Origin of the sequence: Sphingobacterium litopenaei, from assembly GCF_014692495.1 — a bacterium.
Lineage (GTDB): Bacteria > Bacteroidota > Bacteroidia > Sphingobacteriales > Sphingobacteriaceae > Sphingobacterium > Sphingobacterium litopenaei.
Map to the genome: position 1 here is coordinate 1 of NZ_JACOIJ010000015.1, position 21,128 is coordinate 21,128.

General features: G+C 35.4%; 21 protein-coding genes. 6 read left to right on the plus strand and 15 right to left on the minus strand.

Features of this window, described 5'->3' with window-relative positions; all coding sequences use genetic code 11:
* Window positions 1-185 precede the first annotated feature (185 nt).
* The gene (locus tag H8B04_RS09120; protein WP_190302146.1) at window positions 186-854 is read left to right on the plus strand and encodes a DUF2490 domain-containing protein; all 669 of its coding nucleotides are present in this window, start codon (window positions 186-188) and stop codon (window positions 852-854) included.
* Window positions 855-892: 38 nt separating this feature from the next.
* Window positions 893-1,036: a hypothetical protein gene (locus tag H8B04_RS17465; RefSeq protein ID WP_190302206.1), complete on the plus strand. Its 144-nt coding sequence runs from the start codon at window positions 893-895 to the stop codon at window positions 1,034-1,036.
* 66 nt (window positions 1,037-1,102) lie between these two features.
* Here the strand turns inward: H8B04_RS17465 and H8B04_RS09130 are convergent, their stop codons facing one another.
* The 13 genes from H8B04_RS09130 to H8B04_RS09190 all read right to left on the minus strand — a co-directional run bounded on the left by H8B04_RS09130 (window position 1,103) and on the right by H8B04_RS09190 (window position 17,097).
* On the minus strand, window positions 1,103-1,741 hold the full coding sequence (locus H8B04_RS09130) for a type IV toxin-antitoxin system AbiEi family antitoxin domain-containing protein (RefSeq protein ID WP_149914153.1): 639 nt from the start codon (window positions 1,739-1,741) through the stop codon (window positions 1,103-1,105).
* Between the two features lie 420 nt (window positions 1,742-2,161).
* Window positions 2,162-2,752, minus strand: coding sequence for a glutathione peroxidase (locus H8B04_RS09135; protein ID WP_190302147.1), 591 nt, complete (start codon window positions 2,750-2,752; stop codon window positions 2,162-2,164).
* A 266-nt stretch (window positions 2,753-3,018) separates the two neighbouring features.
* Window positions 3,019-3,654 (minus strand): nitroreductase family protein, encoded by a 636-nt coding sequence (locus H8B04_RS09140; protein ID WP_149914155.1) that lies wholly within the window; start codon window positions 3,652-3,654, stop codon window positions 3,019-3,021.
* A gap of 2 nt (window positions 3,655-3,656) precedes the next feature.
* Window positions 3,657-4,082, minus strand: a complete 426-nt coding sequence (locus tag H8B04_RS09145; protein WP_165292012.1) for an organic hydroperoxide resistance protein — start codon at window positions 4,080-4,082, stop codon at window positions 3,657-3,659.
* Window positions 4,079-4,507, minus strand: coding sequence for a MarR family winged helix-turn-helix transcriptional regulator (locus tag H8B04_RS09150; protein WP_160070374.1), 429 nt, complete (start codon window positions 4,505-4,507; stop codon window positions 4,079-4,081). Before H8B04_RS09150 ends, H8B04_RS09145 begins: the two co-directional genes overlap by 4 nt.
* Window positions 4,508-5,146: 639 nt before the next feature.
* On the minus strand, window positions 5,147-6,025 hold the full coding sequence (locus H8B04_RS09155; RefSeq protein ID WP_165292013.1) for a phosphodiester glycosidase family protein: 879 nt from the start codon (window positions 6,023-6,025) through the stop codon (window positions 5,147-5,149).
* Window positions 6,026-6,034: 9 nt separating this feature from the next.
* Window positions 6,035-7,126, minus strand: a complete 1,092-nt coding sequence (locus H8B04_RS09160) for a YdcF family protein (protein WP_165292014.1) — start codon at window positions 7,124-7,126, stop codon at window positions 6,035-6,037.
* Between the two features lie 56 nt (window positions 7,127-7,182).
* Window positions 7,183-8,781 carry a BACON domain-containing protein gene (locus H8B04_RS09165; protein WP_190302148.1) on the minus strand — a complete coding sequence of 533 codons (1,599 nt, stop codon included), beginning with the start codon at window positions 8,779-8,781 and terminating at the stop codon, window positions 7,183-7,185.
* A gap of 89 nt (window positions 8,782-8,870) precedes the next feature.
* A complete protein-coding gene (locus H8B04_RS09170; RefSeq protein WP_165292016.1) occupies window positions 8,871-9,821 on the minus strand; it encodes a sugar phosphate isomerase/epimerase family protein in 951 nt (316 codons plus the stop codon).
* Between the two features lies 1 nt (window position 9,822).
* On the minus strand, window positions 9,823-11,589 hold the full coding sequence (locus H8B04_RS09175; RefSeq protein ID WP_190302149.1) for a RagB/SusD family nutrient uptake outer membrane protein: 1,767 nt from the start codon (window positions 11,587-11,589) through the stop codon (window positions 9,823-9,825).
* Window positions 11,590-11,601: 12 nt separating this feature from the next.
* Window positions 11,602-15,120: a TonB-dependent receptor gene (locus H8B04_RS09180; protein ID WP_223815345.1), complete on the minus strand. Its 3,519-nt coding sequence runs from the start codon at window positions 15,118-15,120 to the stop codon at window positions 11,602-11,604.
* A 170-nt stretch (window positions 15,121-15,290) separates the two neighbouring features.
* On the minus strand, window positions 15,291-16,481 hold the full coding sequence (locus tag H8B04_RS09185; protein WP_190302150.1) for a FecR family protein: 1,191 nt from the start codon (window positions 16,479-16,481) through the stop codon (window positions 15,291-15,293).
* 43 nt (window positions 16,482-16,524) lie between these two features.
* Complete coding sequence (locus H8B04_RS09190; RefSeq protein WP_190302151.1) at window positions 16,525-17,097, minus strand: RNA polymerase sigma factor; 573 nt, start codon at window positions 17,095-17,097, stop codon at window positions 16,525-16,527.
* A 646-nt stretch (window positions 17,098-17,743) separates the two neighbouring features.
* Here H8B04_RS09190 and H8B04_RS09195 point away from each other — a divergent pair.
* A complete protein-coding gene (locus H8B04_RS09195; RefSeq protein WP_190302152.1) occupies window positions 17,744-18,160 on the plus strand; it encodes a response regulator in 417 nt (138 codons plus the stop codon).
* A gap of 98 nt (window positions 18,161-18,258) precedes the next feature.
* On the opposite strand, the gene H8B04_RS09200 is transcribed toward H8B04_RS09195, so the two are convergent.
* Entirely contained in the window at window positions 18,259-18,534 is a 276-nt protein-coding gene (locus tag H8B04_RS09200; protein WP_223815346.1) for an integrase core domain-containing protein, read from the minus strand.
* The gene (locus H8B04_RS17470) at window positions 18,431-18,703 is read right to left on the minus strand and encodes a DUF4372 domain-containing protein (protein WP_190302154.1); all 273 of its coding nucleotides are present in this window, start codon (window positions 18,701-18,703) and stop codon (window positions 18,431-18,433) included. The genes H8B04_RS09200 and H8B04_RS17470 overlap by 104 nt, the downstream gene beginning before the upstream one ends.
* A gap of 342 nt (window positions 18,704-19,045) precedes the next feature.
* Here H8B04_RS17470 and H8B04_RS09210 point away from each other — a divergent pair, with 342 nt between their 5' ends.
* From H8B04_RS09210 to tnpB, 3 genes are all read left to right on the plus strand, one after another.
* Window positions 19,046-19,867, plus strand: a complete 822-nt coding sequence (locus tag H8B04_RS09210) for a helix-turn-helix domain-containing protein (protein WP_190302155.1) — start codon at window positions 19,046-19,048, stop codon at window positions 19,865-19,867.
* A 410-nt stretch (window positions 19,868-20,277) separates the two neighbouring features.
* Window positions 20,278-20,547 carry an IS66 family insertion sequence element accessory protein TnpA gene (gene tnpA, locus H8B04_RS09215; RefSeq protein ID WP_190302156.1) on the plus strand — a complete coding sequence of 90 codons (270 nt, stop codon included), beginning with the start codon at window positions 20,278-20,280 and terminating at the stop codon, window positions 20,545-20,547.
* A 28-nt stretch (window positions 20,548-20,575) separates the two neighbouring features.
* Complete coding sequence (tnpB, locus tag H8B04_RS17475; protein ID WP_223815349.1) at window positions 20,576-20,932, plus strand: IS66 family insertion sequence element accessory protein TnpB; 357 nt, start codon at window positions 20,576-20,578, stop codon at window positions 20,930-20,932.
* Window positions 20,933-21,128 lie beyond the last annotated feature (196 nt).

Below are 21,128 nucleotides of genomic sequence, written 5' to 3' on the forward strand. Positions count from 1 at the left end.
AAGGATTAAAAATAATATCGTCAGGAACTGGCGATTACACGGGCGGAGACTCAAATAAGACTTTGGCAACAAAGCACAAGTCTGTGAAGCCCGAAGCCCATTTGTCTTTAGCAAATGGGTAGTTCACACAAAATTGTTACAGCTAATACACATAATGTGAACTCTATAGGTCTTATTTTGGAAGTATGAGAGCACTAATCCTATTAATTACTTTAACTATTTGTATTTCTACGCAAGCGCAATCATTAAACGGTTGGCTCATGTATTTCGGAAATACGCAAATCAAAGAGTCAAAATTTAGTATACACCATGAATTGCAGCTTCGCGATTATAAAATTATTGGAGACCATAATCAAACCTTATTTCGAGCAGGGGGTCAATATCGATTCAAACCTAATTTTCAAGCAACATTAGGTTATGGTTATATCCATACAGAACTTGAGGGCACTCCAAATAATCCATTTTCCGAACATCGCATTTACCAAGAAGGTATATTTTCACACGGGGTTTTAAGTTTCAAATTAAGGCACCGGGTTAGACTAGAAGAACGATTCATTGAAAACCAAGATTTCAGAGGTCGTATTAGATATTGTTTGTTTGCAGATATTCCTTTAAATGCGAAGCAGTTTGATAAGAATGGAGTTTATTTGGCTGTATATGATGAGGTTTTCTTAAATATTTCGAATAACGAATCAATAAAGGCATTTGATAGAAATCGTGCATATGCTGGATTGGGTTACAAATTGGAAAAGAATTTAGGCCTTCAGTTAGGCTTTATGCGACAGCATGTGGGTGCAAACTCCGGAACAAATCATTTGATGCTTTCAATTCATCACAAAATGAATTGGAAATAAAATAAAACGGCTTATTACCGCTATCCCATCATAAAGAAATAGAATATGTAACTCGGGATCGAGCCCCAGCTAATGCCAGGGCCATCGCCAAAGCTATTCCGGAAGCAAAGCAGATCGTATACAGGTTCCATTTAGTGAAAAATTTGTTCTCGAGAGACCGGCTAGTGCCACTTCTTGCATGATTTCCCTTAAAGCTGAAAGTACTTCTTCTGTGTTTTTAGGTTCATATTCCGATATCCATTCTTTAATCATAATTTTTTAAGGGTTTTAATGAGTGTTCTTAAACTTTCGTTTTTTGGCGCATCAGGAATCCATGAACTTAATTCCTTAATATTGAGTTTTTGTAGCCTTTCAGCATCTATTCGTAAGTCTTCAATCAAAAAATCATATGTTTGGGATATGCTTCGTAAATTAAGTCCTGCTTTGCTGATTATTTTATCAAATAATGCTTTTTCAGGTGAAGCTATAAGGGCAACTTGTCCCGATATGAGTTCTACGCTTTTTATTCCAAAGCTGTAATACGGTAAAGGCATAAACCGATATGTAAACCTCCCAACAGGCGTTTTTATTTTTTTTGAGAGCTTCATCGTAACGGAACTTATTTCAAAGACCCGCTCAGGAATAAACCCCCAGTAGGAAAGAGCAGTCTCAAGTGACACATAGCTCGGACCCCACAAATAATTTGCTATTAAAAAGGGTTCTGGCGCTATTAAATCTGTATTTCTGCCAGGAATATATAGTCCTCTTTTTAAGAGTATGAGGTCTCCATTTTTAATAAGTTCACTAATTTTATCATTTGGTCTTTTGTAATCTTTAAGCATATCCAGCATGACCTGTCTGGTGAACGGTGCATTATTGAACTGTTTGGCTAAATATCTAAAGTCCATAATTGTTAAATTGTTTTACAAAAATCGGAAAAATACCGATTTAACGCATGTATTTTAACATAAAATGTTTGTGAAATAACTTCATTTTAATCGGTTTATTTCCGATTATTATCATGTAAGTTAACATATATTTTTTTTATTATATGTTCAACGACATTAAAAACTAGATAATTAATAGCTTTCTTTTGATATTGCTTGAGAAGTTAGAGCAGATAATAATCCTGTTTTCAAAAATTAAATTTACCTTACAAATAATGTAGCTACTCCTAGTTCACTCTCATTATCCAACTTACCCGTTGTCAGAAGGATGATTTATTAAAGCATATTTTTTAATGTGCGCTTCTTATTATTAGCATCTGCTTCATCCAAGAGTGAACTTAATTATGTTATTATAACATTGCTATCTTTACAACTTATATTTCACTGATCTATTGCATTAATAATCAACTTATCAACAGGAGAAATAGAGGGTCCAAAATAATTCGTTAAAACCCCGTGTTCATTGATCAGGTATTTGCTGAAGTTCCAATCTGGAGCATGGTCATTCCAACCATTTACTTGGGCATTACTTAGCCATTTGAAAATAGGATGCTGGTTTTCATTCTTAATTACAACACTTTTTGAGGTTAAAGGAAATGAAACTCCATAATTTACTTGGCAGAACTGACTTATCTGCTCATTACTACCTTTTTCTTGCTGGCCGAAATCATTTGAGGGAACAGCGATTATCATAAGTTTTTTATTGTGTTGCTCATATAAAGCCTGCAATTCTTCATACTGCCCTGTATACCCACAATCTGAGGCTGTATTAACAATCATTATTTTCTTCCCAGCAACCAAAGATGACGTTAAGTGTTTTCCATTATTTAGCACCAGAGATTCTATGGGAAATGGCTCTTTGGGAGCAGCATGGTTTAAATTAGATAGAACAATTCCATTTTTACCCACCTTACCTATTTTTCGGATTAGAGGATAAAAAAACCGTACTATTTTTTGTTTTAGTGAAGCCATCTTTCTTGAGTTTAATGTTTATAATGATTAGACTACATTGCTTATTGTAAAGGGTACAGTTAGCTATATATTCTTTAAAAATTGAATTATGGTTTTTTCTTTTCTGCTTAGCGTATAAACTATAATTGATAGTTATTTCAAAAGTTGCAGGATTTAAACCCCAAATTAATCTATTAAAATCATTTGTGGGTTGAATATTCAACCCACAAGTTATCAAGTATTTATTTTGTAAACAAGAATACAAAATAAACAGCCATACTTTAATATTAATAATACCTTATAGAAAATTTATCCCACGGTTTGCGTACCTTCTTCATAGATGCTAACCAATCATTCTCTTTATTAGCATATCCGACATACATCAAGGAAACACTTTTTAATCCTAGGCTATCCAATTCTAATTCTTTATCAACAAGCAAATTATCAAAACCTTCTACGGGTGTAGAATCAATTTTTAACTCTGCAGCTTGCGCTAGTGCTAAACCTAGTGCAATATATGTCTGTCTAGCGATGTGAGCATGATTTTCTTCTGCTGTCTGGTTCAAATACATTTCTTTGAGCTTATCAGTATAAGAACTAAAACGGCCTTGAGGTAACCCTCGCTCATGAGTTGTCCAATCGTAGACTTCATCAATGCGCTCTGCTGTGTAACGATCCCAGGCCGCAAAGATTAACACATGTGAACAGTCACGCATGCAATCTGGATTCAATGCCCCAGCAGTTAACCTTTCTTTAATTTCTTGGTTTTTAATCACCAAAACATGAAAGGGCTGTAAGCCTGAAGATGTAGGTGCTAAACGCGCTGCCTCTACTATTTTATTGATATCCTCTTCGTTTACTTTCTTTGAAGAATCATATGCTTTTACGGCATGACGCCATTGTAAATCTTGTATTAAAGCCATACTTAATCGTTATTTGAAACTGCTAATATTACATCCATATTACCACGAGTGGCATTTGAATATGGGCATACCTCATGTGCCTTTTCAATTAAATCTTTGGCCACATCAAGGCTTACTCCAGGGATATTAGCATGCAGTTCTGCAGCTAAAGCAAAACCACCTGCACCATTTTGTCCAATAGACACTTTAGCTGTAACACTAGTAACACCTGTTTTGATTTTAGCTTTACTGATAATAAGATTAAGAGCACTGTCAAAACATGCAGAATATCCTGCTGCAAATAACATTTCAGGATTCAGATAATCATCATTTGCTCCTCCCAATGCTTTGGGCATCCTTACTTCAATATTTAAAACCCCATTTTCTGTACTTACTTTACCATTTCTACCTCCGGTAGCAACAGCCTGTGTAGTGTATAATGCTTTCATGTTTTTATGGTATTTAAAATTTTATTTATAATATGTGTTAATTGAATTTGTTCCTGATCGGTAAGCGATGATTTTTCTTTTAATTGCTTTGGTATACATTCCGCACTTTCTTCTAATGATGCTCCCTTATGGGTTAATGATATTTCTACAATACGTTCATCAATAGTGCTGCGATTACGATTAACCAAAGATTTTGCTTCTAATCTTTTAAGTAAAGGTGTTAAGGTCCCACTATCTAAATGCAATAGCTCTCCTATTTCGCGAACATTTAACTTCTTGTACTCCCATAGCACTAGTAAAACTAAATACTGGGGATAGGTAACATCAAGACTTTCTAATAAAGGTCTATAAGCATTACTTATTTCCTTTGAAAGAGAATAAATTGGAAAACAAAGCTGATTAGATAATTTCAATATTTCTTTCATGCCAAACTATTATACAACAAAAGTAGAACATTAATATTGTATTGTACACAATTTAATTTTGCAAAATATAATTATGACGAATATTTGATAAAACATTATCCTTAATTAAAATCAGTAAATTCTTTTATCAACATTAGCGTGAATTCAGTTTAAGCAGCAAGAAATAATTATTTTTCTTGCCATTCAAACTGAATGTTTAAAGAAATTTTTTGGAAAAAAGACATAAGCATTCTTTTGAGAGATAACCATTAGTATTCCACCCAATCCCGACAACATACAACTTTCCATAATCCTTCTGAAATGCGCCTACAGATACAGGAAAAACAGATTCCCATATATAAGTTTATCGGGGGAATAGAAAAGCAACAGATGGCGTGTTCATAACATAATGCGATGATATTATCGGCACAAAAATGCTGAACATAAAGTGCCCTTTGCCATTTCTCTATGTGGGAGAATCTAAGTCTACTCGTAAATGGATACTGTGTGCCGGCATATTGAGCATCATGTTTTTTAGAAGAGGTTTATCAGTACCGTCTTCGTCAATCCACCTGACCATTCATGTTCTTTTATAAAACGGAGCGTAAAACCCACAGGTCTTTAGCCTGTGGGTTTTACGCTCCGTTTTATAAAAAATAATTATTTCTTAATAACGAATACTGTAGCTACTCCGCGTTCACCTTCATTATCGAACTTACCATTATCAGATGGGTGATTTACAACACCATAATTTTTAACCCAAGCTGTAGATGATCCACCTCCGTCATAATTAAGCGCTGAAACACAATCTAATGCGGACATGAAGCTTGAAAGCTCTGCAATAGACATGCCTCTTGATGAAGAAGCGCGTCCATCAACGACGACGACTAATAATTTATTATTGGATGTAAGTCCCACGGCGGTTCTAGGATGTCTAGCGGTATTAAAGTCTACTTCTAATTGAGTTAATTCTTTACCGCCAAATATTAAAAGTGGACCTCCTGCCAGCGCTGTAGGCTCAGTGATTGATGACCATCCTGCTGAGGGCTTCATCACTATGCTTGGTGATCCAGAGGTATTTAATATTAAAGCACCATTTTCTCTGTAGCTGTTAAAGCCACTATTTGTTTCTTTGATAACTTTGCCATCACTTTTTAAGAATACTGTTGAGCCGCCCGATGTAGTATTAAAATAGCTCCCATTAAACGCAACTAATGCATTATGCTGATTTGCCGCTTCACTTGTCTTCAGAAAACCTGAAGAGACAAATGGTAATTCTATTTTTGCACCTTTTGATAAGTCTATTTCTAAAATAGTAACAAACTGTTTTGTTTCGAACAAATTATTAAAATGAAAACTTTTCCACTCTATACCCTCGGCTACGGTTTTTACGTCCCACTTGGTGCTGGCTAAGATTGCTTTAACGTCTAATTTCTCGACGTTAGTGTAATCGTATGGGAGTTGTGTTCCTTCCTCTTTTTTAGAACAATTTACAAAAAGGAATAAAAATAGAATACTATATAAAATTCTGTTTTTCATAGTAAATAATTAGGGGTTGTTAACCCATTTAACATTTAATTTCAATGGTTCTTGAATGATATTCAACTGCTTATCAAGTTTTAAATACTCTCTGTTTCTATAAAGATTTATTTCCTGACTATTATTCTGATAATTAACACCTGCGACATTAGATTTTCCCCAAGAAAATGGCCAATTTGGTATGAGCTGCTTGGCCTCTGCTTGCCTTTTAAACACGAATTTATTATTTCTTTTCTCAGCGATTAAAACAGCATTGTTTGAAAAAAGCACTAACTTATCATTTAATATTATCCCAGCATTAAAACCATTAATTCTCCAGTCATTAGGAACATTATCTATAAAATTATCCCATGAAAGTATCTCTTTAACTTTCATATTCCTTTTGTTAACAACATAAATCTTATTTGAAGTTTTTATAAACCATGTATTGCCATTATCAATGAAAGACCAAGTACCAGTTTGATCGGAAATTTTAGGGTCATTAAAGACATGGTTTCGTTGAATAATATTGATGAGGTTTCCACCATTCACCTCATAGATAGTAGAATCCATGAGATAGTAGGTATTATCATTATTTTCCCATGATACTTGAGGTGTCAACCAGAGGGCATTTCTAATAAATTTTTCATTATCTATTTCTCCATTGAAGATAGACACATAATCAAGTTTATCATTTTCTTTAGGGCTTAGGTCTCCTTCAATAAAAAACTTCGCATGTACTGCATCATGTTTTCTCAAGCGTGCAGCAACAGATACGGCATGCCAGTGATTTGAAACTACGAATACGGTATCGCCTTTTTGAATAATGTTCGATCCATATTCATCCTTCAGCACACGACTAAACACATAATTCTGAACAGTTGTTTTTGCATTTTCCTCTTTATATATCTTTGAGGGCTCAATGCCTAATTGAACTAATCCATTGTACATAACACTAGCCTCACAGATCGAAGACTTATGCGCACCACAACCACCAGAGACAATTATTTTATCTATATTTTGCACTTTATACAATCGATTAGCTATTTGTATTCGAGTAGCCAGAATTTCTGGATTGTCCGAACCTAGAACTAACATTATAGTCTTAGGGCTGGAAGCCATACTTACATGCAGAGAAAACAATATTAAAAGAAAGATAAATAATAGCTTGTTCATCCTTACTTAACTTTATATCCCATTATCTTTAATTGTCTTTCAGCACCAAACATATCTTTAGTAATATGATCAGAAAATATTGGATTGAACGTACTAGCGTAAGCAGATAACCCTTCTTTATCTACCCCCTTAACTAATGCTGGATTGTTTTGTCCTATAGGCATAAAATCACTATTGAGCATAGCACTAGGAACAAAAGAAGATCCAGCCTCTATAGTACCTTGGTCGGAATAAACAGAAGTCATAATAACAGAATTTCTAATAGTTGGATTAGTAGCTGTTGCCTCAACAAAATTATCTACATCTTTAGACGTAGAGGCTTGTATATTACCGGCTACCAGAGAATTGTAAATTTCTAAATTATTCACCAGATTACGTCTATAAACTCCCCCTCCAGGTCCTGTGGATGTATTATTCACTATAGTTGAACTAATTAAATAAACTGTAGTGCCACCGTATAGCATTACTCCGCCTCCACCATTGGCAGATGTTGACTTATTTCCCGAAATAATAGAATTGATGACATAAGCCTTAGAATTCTCACGAACATACAAACCTGCACCATATGATGTATTAGAATTGTTCTTTATTTCACAGTTATATAATGTAATAGTGGCGTTAGGGTATCCATGAAGTCCTGCTGCCGTGCCTGATGCGGAGTTATTGTTAAACTGTGAGTTATAAGCGGTTAAATTACCATCAGCTAACCACATCCCTCCACCATTATTTCCGCCTTTATTATCGTTAATTTTTACATTTCTAAATGTAATATCCGCATTATTAAACGCATAAATTCCAGCTCCATAACCTACAGTTCCTCCTGAGTTTGATGTTTTATTATCAACAACTTCTACATCATTTAATTCAACTTTGGCGTTTGCAATTAGCATTCCGCCACCCCAGCCGCGATTATATCGTACATCAGCTATTGTTACGTTACTTCCTCTATTGGTCGCATTCCCCCCTTTTATAATAATTCCGCTAATAGAAACTTTTGACTCGGCATCAAATGCTGCTGTAATGGTTACCGTATGATAACAATTAACAGAAGCTGAGAGCTGTCCATCAAGAATTGTTTTATAAATACTAGGATTCGATTTAGAGGCAGAAGTAGCATTAGCTTCAAAGCCACCGATTAGGGTTAAATTTTTAGCAATTTCGAATGTATTATCCGCTTGGTTTGTTGCATCACCATTTCTAATTGTCTTACTTGGTTTATATATACCCTCTGATAAATAGATGATACTATTAGTGGTAGATTTTTCCAAAGCTGTATTCAAATCTGTTGCATTAGCCCAAGATTTACCATCACCAGTTCCATCAGGCTTTACATAAAATACGGGAGCTTTCCCGGTTTCCTGAACAACTAATACCTCACGCTCATTTTCAGCACCCATTTTCACCAGTATTATTCCCGAGCGCTCATCATCCTCATTAGCCAGGGTTGTAAATCCAACTTTATTTTTTCCTTTTTCAAAATTAGCACTATCCAGCGTAATCCACGAGGCCTCAGTACTAACCTCAATATTTTGATTTGATAGGACATCAAAAGTGTAACGTTGTGATTTATTACTTACCTCCAAATAGGCATTTCCTATCATAAGCTTGCTTTCAAAAGTATTATTTTCTTTTTTACAAGCTATGAAGAGTGAAACAAAGGCAATTATTAAGATTAAACAATTAATATTCTTCATAATTCAATACGTTTGTTGTTAAGTTTATAATTGTTATAATCAGCTTCTAAAAAATCATAACAATCTTTAAGTTCCTTTTCGTCAGTATATTTACATTCATACATAAATACACCTGTATAATTAATCTTCTCTAGTGCGGCAAATATTAGGTTCCAATTATTTTTACCTAATTTATTACATGGAAGATAATGGGCCTCGGAAAGTCCATCTCCGTCGGACACATGTAAAGTCTTGACACGGGATCCAAATCTTTCAATTAATAATTCGGAGTTCATAATATGGCACATATCTACGGCAAGTCCTACATCATCAGGAAAAAGAGAAAACACGGTTTCACACTCAGCAATAGTGCGCATTAAGGGTCTTTCTCTTTCACCTACTGTCAGCTGCGGACCTAGCATGTTTTCAACCACCATTTGCATATTATGACGGCGGGTTTCTGTGTTCAATTCAATTACCGATTTCACCAACTGTGAGATCCTTAATTCTCGTTCATTGTTTCCTAAATAATACGAAGGATGAAAAAGAATAATTTGGGGCTTCAAAGCAGAGAGCACCTTAATTAACTCAATATGTGTCTGTACCACTGCGGTTCTCTGAGATTCTGTTATTTGCGATAAATCAATCTTTTGTGAGAAAGGCATATGAATAGACCATACTTTGACACCTGTAGCATCTAGTATCGTTTTTAAACTGTCTATTTTTACTTTCCAATAATCTTGATCATACTTTAAACTTAGGTCCTTGTTAAGTAAAGATCCTATATTAGATAGTTCAATGTAACGGATTCCTAAAGACTTAGCATAAAGCATTTTCTCTTTGGTAATTGCCTGTATATTTACGGAATATCCAATTGGCATTGAGGAGGGTCTTACCTCTGCAAAAAGCAGTGATAAAGACATCGTAAATAATGTAATAAAAACTAGAAAAAGCTTGAACGTTCTCATATTACCAATTTGGATTTTGCACTAAATTCTTATTAAGTAATAAATCCTCAGAAGGTATTGGTGCTAAATAGTCTTTTTCTTCATCAAATTTCCCTCCAGTTGGGAATGGATCGATATTTCCCGAATTTGCATTTTGCGCTCCAGTGAGTGGATTTCGTAATGTTCGTTGTAAAATGTTTACTAAAGAAGTTACAGAAGAAGGCGCACCTGCTGTAGATCCCGTATGTAAGAATACATCAGCATTACCGTCTCCGTTAAAATCATGACTTCCAACACCTGAGAAATAAATACCCACCATCGGCTGTTCAATCTTTTTGCCTGCTTTCCAGCGCATCAAATCATCCCAACGAAATCCTTCATTGAATAGCTCAGCGCGGCGTTCACGACGAATTTCCAAAATCACTCCTTTATTGGGACCCTGATCAACATTTGTGTACATATTTTCCAAATAGGGATCAGGATTTGCGTTGGCATTTACTAAACTCAAATTCGGCATCCCTGCGCGTGCTCTTAATTTATTGATTGATAAATCGAGGTCAGCTTGAGTAATGGTGCCCAATTCGGCTTTTGCTTCTGCGTAAACCAATAAGGCCTCTGCGTATCTAAATAATATAATGTCAAAGAAAGATCCAGAAGTTGCCCACTGTGAATTATCCGGAAGAGCTTTTATCAGTCTATATCCAGTTGTTGTGATAGATAAATTCACGGGTTCTCTTGTAGTTTTTCCTGTTACCTTAAAATCAGGACCTGCGGTAATCTGCGTTAACCGTGGATCTCTATTTTGCATCTCTTGAAAGAAGCTATAGGTTTGATATCCTGGCCTATCGGTAAAACGCGATCCATCACTCATTAAGAAACTATTTACAAAGTCTTTAGTTATACCGTATGAGCCTTGGGTAGCGGAAGTAAAAGAACTTCCCAATGAATGTACGCGCTTTCCTGTTTCATAATCAATGGCCAAAATAGTTTCTATATCATTTTGACTGTTTCTTCCAAAAAGATTTCGGTATGCAGCCTCACTTCCTCCTTCAGTAAACAGGGTATAGGCACCAGAATTTATTAATTGTTGTGCTGCCTGCTGGGCTAAAGTTAGATACTCTTGATATCCAGCTATGCCGTGATACTTTCTATAGGTTCCCTCAAATAATGCAATTCGTGCCTTCAATAACATTGCTGTGTAGCGAGTCACTAAGTTTACTTGTTTCTCAGCCGGAATATTTTCAATTGCATAATCCAGATCTGCCATCACCGAATCCATTACTAATATGCGAGAATCACGACCTTTATAAAGGGCTGGATCCTTAGCGTCCAGAACAGTACTATACCAGGGAACATCTCCAAAAGTTTTCACTTTATCATAGTAAAAGTAGGCCCTAAAAAAGCGCGCTATACCACTAAATTTTGCTTTTGCGGCTTGGTCATCGGCTTTGTGGTAATTACTTAAAAAATAATTAATCATCCTTAAGTTACCCCATGCCCAGCCCCCAGATCCGCTACCCACAGGAACTATCCTGCTACCACGAATTTTTGTACTGGGATTTAGTGGCACCAAGTTATCTGAACCAGCATCCTCTGTATAAATGCTAAAGTCTGGCAATATTGCATATAATGCATTTGATGCAACTTCAAGATCCTTAGCCGTATTAAAGAAAAAAGGTGCCTCCACTTTATCTTTAGAGGATCTATCTAAAAAATCATCGTCACAAGAACTCAAAAACGACAATACTACTAGAATAATTATGTTTATATATAGAATCGAAATCTTCATTTTACACCTGTTTTATAAATCCAATATTAAACCAAAAGAATAAGTCTTACCCATAGGATAAACACGCTGATCTCCTCTATCATCTGCCGTAGCTGGTGAAGATAGGTTAATAGCAGAGCCTGCTTGTTCAGGATCAATATATTTGGTTAATCCTCCAAAAGTCCATGTGAAAATATTTTCCCCACTAAAAAATAGCCTTAGCTTTTCTATTTTGACCTTGCGTGTCATTTCTTGTGGCAAAGAATAACCTACAGTAAGATTTTTAGCGCGAATAAAACCCACATTAGTTAGGTAGTAATCATTGATTTGATACAAAGATCTATTACTTTGCAGTGAAGAATATCCTCTATATATCTGCGGATAGGTATTTGTTTTATTATCAGGAGTCCAAGCATTATCCACCAAATCTTTCCTCAAGAAGGATAAGTAAGGTCTTTGATAAGTTCCCCAGTACAGCTCACCAGTAGGGTACCAATCTTGTCTAGCAACTCCTGATAAGGCCACAGAGAAGTCTAAATTTTTCCAGCTTGCACTTAAATTAAGTCCAAATGGAAACCTTGGTGTAGCGTTACCAATGCGCTCTAAGTCTCCATGATTATCTAGCGTATTCTCGCCATTATCAATTTTTCCATCACCATTTAAATCTAAATATTTTACATCCCCACCACGCAGGTAATTCCATTCACTATTTTGCACTACGTTAAAAATGTCACCATATACTCGAGCCAGTGAAGTGGCTGGGTTAGTAAATGTACTTTGATATGCTGCCGCTTCTTCATCAGACTGGAATTGTCCAGCCACACGATAGCCCCAAATTTCACCTAGTCTCTGGCCTTCATAGTAAGAACTTAACAATCCGTTAGGGTTATTGTATTTAGTGATGATACCTTTGAAATTGGAAACATTTGCCGATACGCGGAATTTCAATGGGGAGCTTAGCACATCAAAACTATTCTGGTAGGAAATATTCAGCTCATAGCCTTCATTGCGCAGACCTGCGTAATTCTCCTTAGGCTCACTAGCACCAAATACTGCAGGCAATGGCTCTCCAGGAAGATACATCCCCTCTACATTCTTACGGTATACATCCAAATTCAAGAATAACTTATTATTTAGCAAACCAATATCAGCTCCAAAATTCAAGCTTCTAGTGGTTTCCCAGGTCACTACACTAGGCAGTGGTCCAGGCATCTGTGCTATTGTTAATGGGTTTCCTTGATTTAACCAATTATTAGATCGCGTTACGTTCATCAGCTCTTTGAACGTATTTACATCTACAGTTTGGTTACCCAATTTACCATATGATGTTCTAAGTTTAAACGAGGAAACATAAGGCCTTAGGTTTTGCCAAAAATTCTCCCTATCCATTTGCCAACCTAGCGATACGGAGGGGAAGAATCCCCAACGGCTATCTTGAGGAAAACGTGAAGAACCGTCATAGCGTCCATTCATTTCAAGGAGATACTTATTATCATAATCATAATTGAAGCGCCCAAAAAATCCTCTCACAGCCCAATCCATTGCCGAGCCCGAAATATTATTCATGGTAGTAGCTAAAGCAAGATTGGAGAGATCTTCTAACAACAAATCATCGGCAGTTACCTCTACGCGATCTCTGTTAAATTGTTCTTGGTTAAAACCTGCCAGCAATTTAAAATTATGTTTTGAATCTAATTTTAGGTTATAGGTAGCAAAAGCATTTAATGCATTATATTTATCTTTCCAGCGATACTCTGTTAATCGGTTAAGCCCCTCTACGGTATAGTTTAATTTGTTACCTTTTAAATATTCAAATGGGTTTAAGCGTAGTGTTCTGCCTGTATTATCAATACGATTACTATAATCAAAATTTAACACTAATCCTTTAACAGGCTTAGCTACTGCACGAAAAGTATTGGTAAATTCTTCTGTAGTAAATACACGCCAAGAGTTCCCAGCAAATAATCCTGCATTACCACCTTGTCCACCCGTACCAGTACCAATATCTGCAGGAATGCCATCAACACTCACGGGGTAGAAGGCCATTAAATTGTACCAAGTCGTTGTACTCCATAAACCGCCGAATCCGTTTGAAAAACCACCATAATCTTTATCACGCTCGTTTATGAACTGCGTGTTGGCAGACAATTCTAGCCAGTCGTTAGGACGGAATACAATATTCGATTTAAAGTTCTGACGTTCTATGCCTGCATCTTTATTAATATTATTAATACTTTGTCTGTCATAAACCCTTCCTGAGAAATAAGCAGTTAATTTCTCCGATCCCCCTGATACCGAGACATTGTGGAAATTTGACAATTGGTTCTTACGAAATAATTCATCCCACCAATTGGTCTTATAGAAGAATTTATTTGTTCCATCAGCTTGCAATTCATGAAATGGTGAAATTTGTCCATCAGCAACCATTCTAATTGTTTCCCAGTCCATAGCATTATACTGACTATAGCTACTACCATTATATCCATAAAGGGCTGCATCTACAGTTTTTGCGTACACATACGGATCGGTAATAAAATCAGTCCTTGCAGCTGGAGATGTCCAAGCAAAATTATTAGAATAGTTAATGGATGTTACACCTGACTTTCCGGTTTTTGTTGTAATAAGTATTACCCCGAAAGCTCCACGCGCTCCATATATCGCTGCTGAAGCGGCATCTTTTAATACGGTCACCGACTCTATATCATTTGGATTAACACGTGTTATATTACCTTCAATTCCGTCAATTAATACAAGTGGACCTCCACCATTAATGGAGTTAAATCCACGTACATTAATATCTGGCGTTTCCGATGGGTCTCCATTATTAATCTGAATATTTAGTCCTGGCATTAACCCTTGCAGAGCCGTTGCTATATTAGCATCAGGTCTAAGTGCTATGTCTGAGGCATTGACTTGTGAAACAGCACCCGTCAAGTTAGCCTTCTTTTGGACACCATATCCAACGATTACCACTTCCTGTAGATCACTTGACTTAGCATTTAGCATTACATTTACAGGCTGGCCAGCGAGATAAGCAATAGTTTTATCTTCGTATCCCATGGCAGTGATTATCACCTGACCTTCTCTTTGAATTACTTTAAGGGAGAAAGATCCATCTTCTGCTGTCGCTGTTGCGGCATTACTGTTTACAATTCTTACAGAAGCTCCTACCAATGGACTGCCATCATCGCCCACAACTTTTCCTTGAAGCAACATTTGTTGCCCTTGATTTATAGAAGAGTTCGCCGTGATCTCCGGTGCTTTTCTTATCAGCACGGTCTTATTTTGAACACTATATACAAGACCACGTGGGCTTAAACAATGGTCCAATACGGCTTGTAGATCAGCATTTTTCATATGCAGATCAATTTTTCCGACATTTTTTACCTCAGAGCTATTAAATAGAAAGTCCAAATCCGTTTGTTTTTGAACTATATTAAGTACATCTGAGAGTTCTGCTTTTGATACCGAAATATTTATTTTTTGCGCAAACACATTAGCTTGAGTTTGTATAAATAATCCGAATACGAAAAATGAAATGAATTTCATCATAAGTACACATTTAAACAATTGTGGGTGGGTCCGCACAATTGAACTAATATTTTTATACATTTGGTTATATTTGGTTTTATAAGTTACACACAATTTTATTGGCCAAGTATTATATTCTTAAGGGGTAGTATTGCAGTACTGCCCTTTAAAAAATTTTAGGTAATCTATCTCTACTTCATCACCTTCACCCTCCCCTCTTGTAATTCAAAATGCAAATCAGAGACCTCCTGTATTGCTGTTAAAACATCTTTAAGTTGCTTTGTTCTTTTTATGCTTCCTGTGAATTTATCTTTAAGGTTAGTTGCCACTTGGACATCTTCTATATAATACCACTTGGAGAGTTCATTCAAGATGGATTCAATCGACTGATCATGAAACCTAAATACGCCCTCACGCCATGCTAGTATCTGATTTAGATCAACATTACTATCGACCCGGATTGCAGACCGAGCACCTACTGTTGCCTTTTGGCCTGGCTTAATAACGGTTTGATCAATGCTTGTATTTACCGCAATGGATCCACTTATTAATGTTGCCTGAACTTCCTTATCTTGATCATATGCAGATAAATTGAATACTGTTCCTAAGACATTGATTTGTGCATCTTTCACCTGGACAATAAAGGGGGTATTTTTGTTATGCGCTACCTGAAAGAATCCCTCTCCTTTGAGCAATACATTCCGATCCTTAATACCATAACTGGAAGAAATATTTATACTAGATCCCGAGTTAAGATGCACGGTGGATTTATCAGGCAGGGTCAACTTTAGTGTAGATCCTTTTTTGGCGGCAAACATATGAAAGCTATTCAAATCGAAGTCTGCCGAGCCTGCTTCATTATGTATAGTCAGCTCGTTTTCTGCAACACGAACAATAGATAAACCTCTATGGGAAATACTATCATCAGGCAAAAAATCTAGGTCTAAAGTTCTCCCGTCAGCAAATTGAATATTACTACTGTTACTAGCTAGGGCTTTAGTATTATCCTTGGATAAGCTTTCAAGAGCAGACTTATTGGTTTCTATACCGGAATCATGAGCTATATGATTCAGAATGAAATAAGAGAAAATAAAGAGCACAGCCACAGCAGCTGCAACTTTATAATACAACACCTTATTGGACTTTTGAATAGAAAATACTTTCTGCTTTTCTATATCATCTATTTTGCTTGAAATACGATTAAAGACATCTTCTTTAGCAAAAGAGTCAGCTGCATTGTCCTGACCACTATCGGCATAGAGACTAAGAAGTAACTGGGCATCAATATCTTCTAGAGCCTTATGAAATTCCTCAAATTCTTCCGCCGTTAATGCGTTATTACAATGTTTCTTATATAATATTTTAAGTCTTTGCTCGTCCAATGTACCGTCTTTTTATACAGTACACATAACTAAGGGTATAGTACTAGTTGAAAAGAAAAAAAATAATTAAAAGGGGGATTTCATATTTAGTGGTCCTGAAGGATTTCCTCAAATAGGCTAATGCTTGCGCTATATGGTTTTTAACAGTATGGGGAGAAACACCCATTTTATCTGCTATTTGCTGGTGTGTAAAACCTTCAAATCTACTTAATTCAAATGCTATCCTTTGCTGCTTTGGCAATAATGCTACTTTTGAAATCATTGATTTTTCAAATTCTGAATATTCAATTTTCTCCTGTACATCATTTATATGTTGAACAGACACCTGTGTTAAATAGGTATTTGCATACTTGAGTTTTCGTAGATTATTTAAGCAAATTCGTTTAGCGATAACAAAAATAAATGAGGTGATTTCTTTACTCTGGTCAATATACTCTTTGTTTACCCATAAGTTGACAAAGGTTTCCTGCACGACTTCTTCTGCAAGATAAGGATCTCTTAAAATTTTATAGGCCACCTGATAAACAAATGAAGAATAGGTGTTGTAAAAAATCTCAAAAGCTTTTCTATCTCCCTGCTTTACAGCATGAATTATATCCTTTGACAGAGAATGCATAATTAAACTTGATATCCAGTTAGTTCTACTAATTTCAAATCAAAGATATAAAACTTAATATTGTTTGCGTCATTTTTATGATTATCCTTATGTTAACTTTTACCCCGGGACAAATAATATTTTGGCAGATTATAAATGAATCAGTAAATAAATAAACTGCTTCCCATTTACATGATAGCTCCAGGGGATGTAGAAAATAGCATACCCTAATTATTAAAAAGTCATAGTGTATATTAGCGAATTAATTTTTTAATCTGGGTAAATTGTAGCGGTTCTGAAGTGTTCGAAATGAGGAAAAAAACCGTAAAGCTTACCATTTGACACACTCAAGCAGCTGGAGATGAGTCATAATCAACAGAACTCAAAACGTAGCTAAAAGGTTTTAAAATTGAATATATTGTATAGCAAACAGTATTTTAAGAAAAAAAATATTCCATATAATGAAAAATGTTTGAAATTATTTTTTGTATATTTAGGATAAGGAAATCCCCTCGATTAGAGCGTATGGAATCTAAATTATGAGAGCAAATTAAATCATTAAGTATTAGCCTTTTCTGCTATAGAATTGTATATCATGCGCGTTTAATTCTATTAGAGTTAGAATTTAGCATTTTCCGAGTAACTCAAATAAAAAATTGTATTTATCATGAAATCAATTCGAGTAACACTTGTTGAGGATAACATTCTACATCGGTTTTTATATTCAAATTTTATTAAATCATATCCTTCATGTACTATTGAAATCGAAACCTTTGAAAATGGGCTTGAGGCGTGGGAACATTTCAATTCTATTAAAGGTCGGCCAACATTGTTTCCCGATTTGCTACTATTAGATATAAATATGCCGATAATGAATGGTTGGGAATTGGTTGAAAATTTGGCTGTCAATCAATTTGATTTCATCTACAAATCAACTATATATATTATTAGTTCATCTTCCATATCACTAGATACGAATAAAATATATGATTACGAATTTCTTGATGGCTATATCATTAAGCCAATCAACCGGCAAGATGTCTATAAAATCCTAGATTACACCCTTGAAAAAAATATCAACTAAATGGGATGTACCCCCCTATTTTCGGACTGGCATCCAGGCGAGTTTTCAAATTTAAAAATAGTTGCTATCAATAGGTCAATCTTTTTTAAGTTGACCTATTAATAACATGCCGCCGGCAGGGTATCGTATTCCATTTGTATCTTTCCTCCCAATGACTCATGTGTTCTTCTGTAGTTGTAATCCTTAATCCATTCTTCTGCAAGTATCTGTACTTGCTGTGTAAAGAGGTAGGCATCAAGGATACTTTCCCGAAACGTGCGGTTGATACGTTCAATGTAACCGTTTTGCATCAGCCTGCCTGGTTGAATGTACTGTATCTCTATTTCTTTGCCAGCAGGATAAATTGGACTTGTTGGATGGCCTAGAGATACCAATGTGGCTCATGTTACCTGTACTACTACACAGACCATTAGAAATATCACGAACGGAATCCGCAGATGAATGATGGCAGAAAAGCATACTAACAAAGTCTGTCCAACTGTTGACTCCTTTATGATGCTTGTCGCATTGGTATTTCTGAACTAATTTTATTAAAAATGTCACGGTCTACTAGACCTAAAATCTGAGAAAACACGTTTATATTTACTATGGCGTTAGTATTATTTTCGCGAATTAAATATAGCAATCACTGCTATATTAAACCTCCGCCATTTTTTTTCTTATTTACGATGCTTCTGACTTTTTATAAACATTTATTTATGTATATTGATAACTGCAAATTAATAGAATAAATCTGAAAATAATTAACAACCAATTGGTTAAGTGACCAATAAATATAATATCAAAATATGTATACCTGACATTAAATTTTTTAAGATAAATAAAAAAAGCGGGAACCAAAACACAAATATTTATACTACAAAAACAAGTAAATTATAAGCAAATATGGAATTTGGCATTGAGCACATTAGCGCTGAAAACTTAAAAAAGAACCCTACGTATAATCTTACGCAATCATATTATAATTTAATCATTACCCAGGAAACTAGGAACAATGTAATAATTAACAATAGAAATGTAGATTTAGACCCTTATTCAGTTCTTTTTTATACATCATTAACACAAATTAAAATAAAAGAAAATTTTTCATTCCAATATGTTTTCTTCAGCGATCTATTTTATTGCATATCGGAAAAGGACAGTAGTTTGATTAAGCAAGTTCTAACAATGGGTTATCCCTCGGAGGGCTATGTAAAAATTGTTATACCCAAGGATTATATAGATTTTTCTCAATTTATGGTAGGAGAATTAACACAAGCGAAAGATAAAATTCCAAACCCTATGGTTAAGGATTTGATTCATCTAATGCTTACGCAAACATTTATCTATATATTTTTGGAATTATCAAAAAATCAAATAACTCCTACGGCAATAAATAGCCATGAAAGGAAATTACTGTGGAAATTTCAAGAGCTTATAAATGAGCACGTGCAACAACAAAAGAATGTATCGTTTTATGCTGAAACGCTTAGTATATCCCCAAGACGATTAGCTGCAATTACAAAGAAAAGTTTGTCAAAAACCCCAAAAGAGGTTATTACTGATGGGCTTATTAAAAAGGCTAAACAAAAGCTGTTTTACACCGATTCCAGTATAAAGGAAATTGCATGGGAACTAGGCTTTAATGATGAAAATAATTTCAGCTCACTTTTCCACAAAAAAACGGGATTGACCCCTACTGAATTACGGAATTCATTGGTAATATGATTCACCATCAAATTAGCAATGAACTTTAAAGATCTCCATTATTTAACAAAGTAAGCAAAGCACAAGTCCTTCCCCAAGTCTTTATTGCTTACTCTAAGATAGTGTATAAAAATTACATAATTTTTGAAATATTAATCGAAATTGCTGCTGGAAAAATAATATACTAGATTAAACTCAGCGGGTTGATTTAAAATTAAATAAAACATTCGTCGATATACTTGTATAGTTAATTTTCAAGTTTGTTAAGTAACTTATAATAACAAATAGCTACTTAATTTTTAGGTCTATGCCCCCCCTCTTTCTGAAGAAAATTATCATATTTAATTTTAGTACATGAGTAAGCATCTGGTTATCCCCCTGTATGTTTGAATAGGTTAACTTTCTAGCTTTGCCTTATTAAATTTATAATTATGGTAATAAGTAATCTTTCGAGCGAAATGCACAATCATTATGTTTGCTGGCAACGCAGTGGTCTTAGTCAGCGTTCGTACTGTTTGGAAAATAATCTACGCGTAGGTCAATTCCATTATTGGATTAAGAAGTTCCGGCAAATGGATTCCCATGCCAATAGCGTGAATTCTGGTTTTGTTCCTCTGGTTGTTACCGCAAGTAACAGTATTAACCCTATCGTAGAAATTGAGCATAAAGATGGCCATTGTATCCGTTTTTTCAATCGGTAGATGCTTGGGTCCTAAAATCGTTGTTATAATGTTATCGCTTTCCTCGGGTTTTCGGTATTTTCTTTATAGTGGAGACACGAACTTTCATTGCGGGATGGATTCCTTAAGCGGTTTAGTGCGCAAGGAACTCTCGCAAGACCCACTTAACCGAGCGAGTTATATATTTTTTAACCGATTACGTAGCCAAGTAAAGCTTCTTCACTTTGAAGGTGATGGTTTTTCTCTTTATCACAAACGGCTAGAGCGTGGTACTTTTGAAGTTCCTACCGCTACTGGCCGTGGGGACTTTCGAATCAGTAGCGCATCTCTGCAGCTAATCTTGCAGGGCATTCAATTGGAAAGTGTTCCTCGTCACAAGCGCTTTTCTATCACGAGCCAAGGTTGATTTTGCGCTAACGCTACTAGCGTATACCTGTTGTTAATTAGCAGTTTTTTCGTGTGTTTTCCACACTTTTAAGTGTAAATGGTTTGGACATAAGCAGGCGAAAATATGGTTTATAATAGCGTAAAGTTTATTTTTGTGCTGTGGAAAACATCGACTATTAAGCGCTCTATGAGGCTAGCCTACGTGAAAAGGCTGC

What these genes read in the sequence shown, in the direction of transcription:
- tnpA (WP_190302156.1), top strand. Translation starts at nt 20,278, where the DNA reads ATGGTAATAAGTAATCTTTCGAGCGAAATGCACAATCATTATGTTTGC.
- H8B04_RS09175 (WP_190302149.1), bottom strand. Translation starts at nt 11,589, where the DNA reads ATGAAGATTTCGATTCTATATATAAACATAATTATTCTAGTAGTATTG.
- H8B04_RS09160 (WP_165292014.1), bottom strand. Translation starts at nt 7,126, where the DNA reads ATGGCTTCCAGCCCTAAGACTATAATGTTAGTTCTAGGTTCGGACAAT.
- H8B04_RS09130 (WP_149914153.1), bottom strand. Translation starts at nt 1,741, where the DNA reads ATGGACTTTAGATATTTAGCCAAACAGTTCAATAATGCACCGTTCACC.
- H8B04_RS09150 (WP_160070374.1), bottom strand. Translation starts at nt 4,507, where the DNA reads ATGAAAGAAATATTGAAATTATCTAATCAGCTTTGTTTTCCAATTTAT.
- H8B04_RS09190 (WP_190302151.1), bottom strand. Translation starts at nt 17,097, where the DNA reads ATGCATTCTCTGTCAAAGGATATAATTCATGCTGTAAAGCAGGGAGAT.
- H8B04_RS09210 (WP_190302155.1), top strand. Translation starts at nt 19,046, where the DNA reads ATGGAATTTGGCATTGAGCACATTAGCGCTGAAAACTTAAAAAAGAAC.
- H8B04_RS09170 (WP_165292016.1), bottom strand. Translation starts at nt 9,821, where the DNA reads ATGAGAACGTTCAAGCTTTTTCTAGTTTTTATTACATTATTTACGATG.
- H8B04_RS09180 (WP_223815345.1), bottom strand. Translation starts at nt 15,120, where the DNA reads ATGATGAAATTCATTTCATTTTTCGTATTCGGATTATTTATACAAACT.
- H8B04_RS09165 (WP_190302148.1), bottom strand. Translation starts at nt 8,781, where the DNA reads ATGATAGGAAATGCCTATTTGGAGGTAAGTAATAAATCACAACGTTAC.
- tnpB (WP_223815349.1), top strand. Translation starts at nt 20,576, where the DNA reads ATGTTATCGCTTTCCTCGGGTTTTCGGTATTTTCTTTATAGTGGAGAC.
- H8B04_RS09195 (WP_190302152.1), top strand. Translation starts at nt 17,744, where the DNA reads ATGAAATCAATTCGAGTAACACTTGTTGAGGATAACATTCTACATCGG.
- H8B04_RS09140 (WP_149914155.1), bottom strand. Translation starts at nt 3,654, where the DNA reads ATGGCTTTAATACAAGATTTACAATGGCGTCATGCCGTAAAAGCATAT.
- H8B04_RS09145 (WP_165292012.1), bottom strand. Translation starts at nt 4,082, where the DNA reads ATGAAAGCATTATACACTACACAGGCTGTTGCTACCGGAGGTAGAAAT.
- H8B04_RS09135 (WP_190302147.1), bottom strand. Translation starts at nt 2,752, where the DNA reads ATGGCTTCACTAAAACAAAAAATAGTACGGTTTTTTTATCCTCTAATC.
- H8B04_RS09155 (WP_165292013.1), bottom strand. Translation starts at nt 6,025, where the DNA reads ATGAAAAACAGAATTTTATATAGTATTCTATTTTTATTCCTTTTTGTA.
- H8B04_RS09120 (WP_190302146.1), top strand. Translation starts at nt 186, where the DNA reads ATGAGAGCACTAATCCTATTAATTACTTTAACTATTTGTATTTCTACG.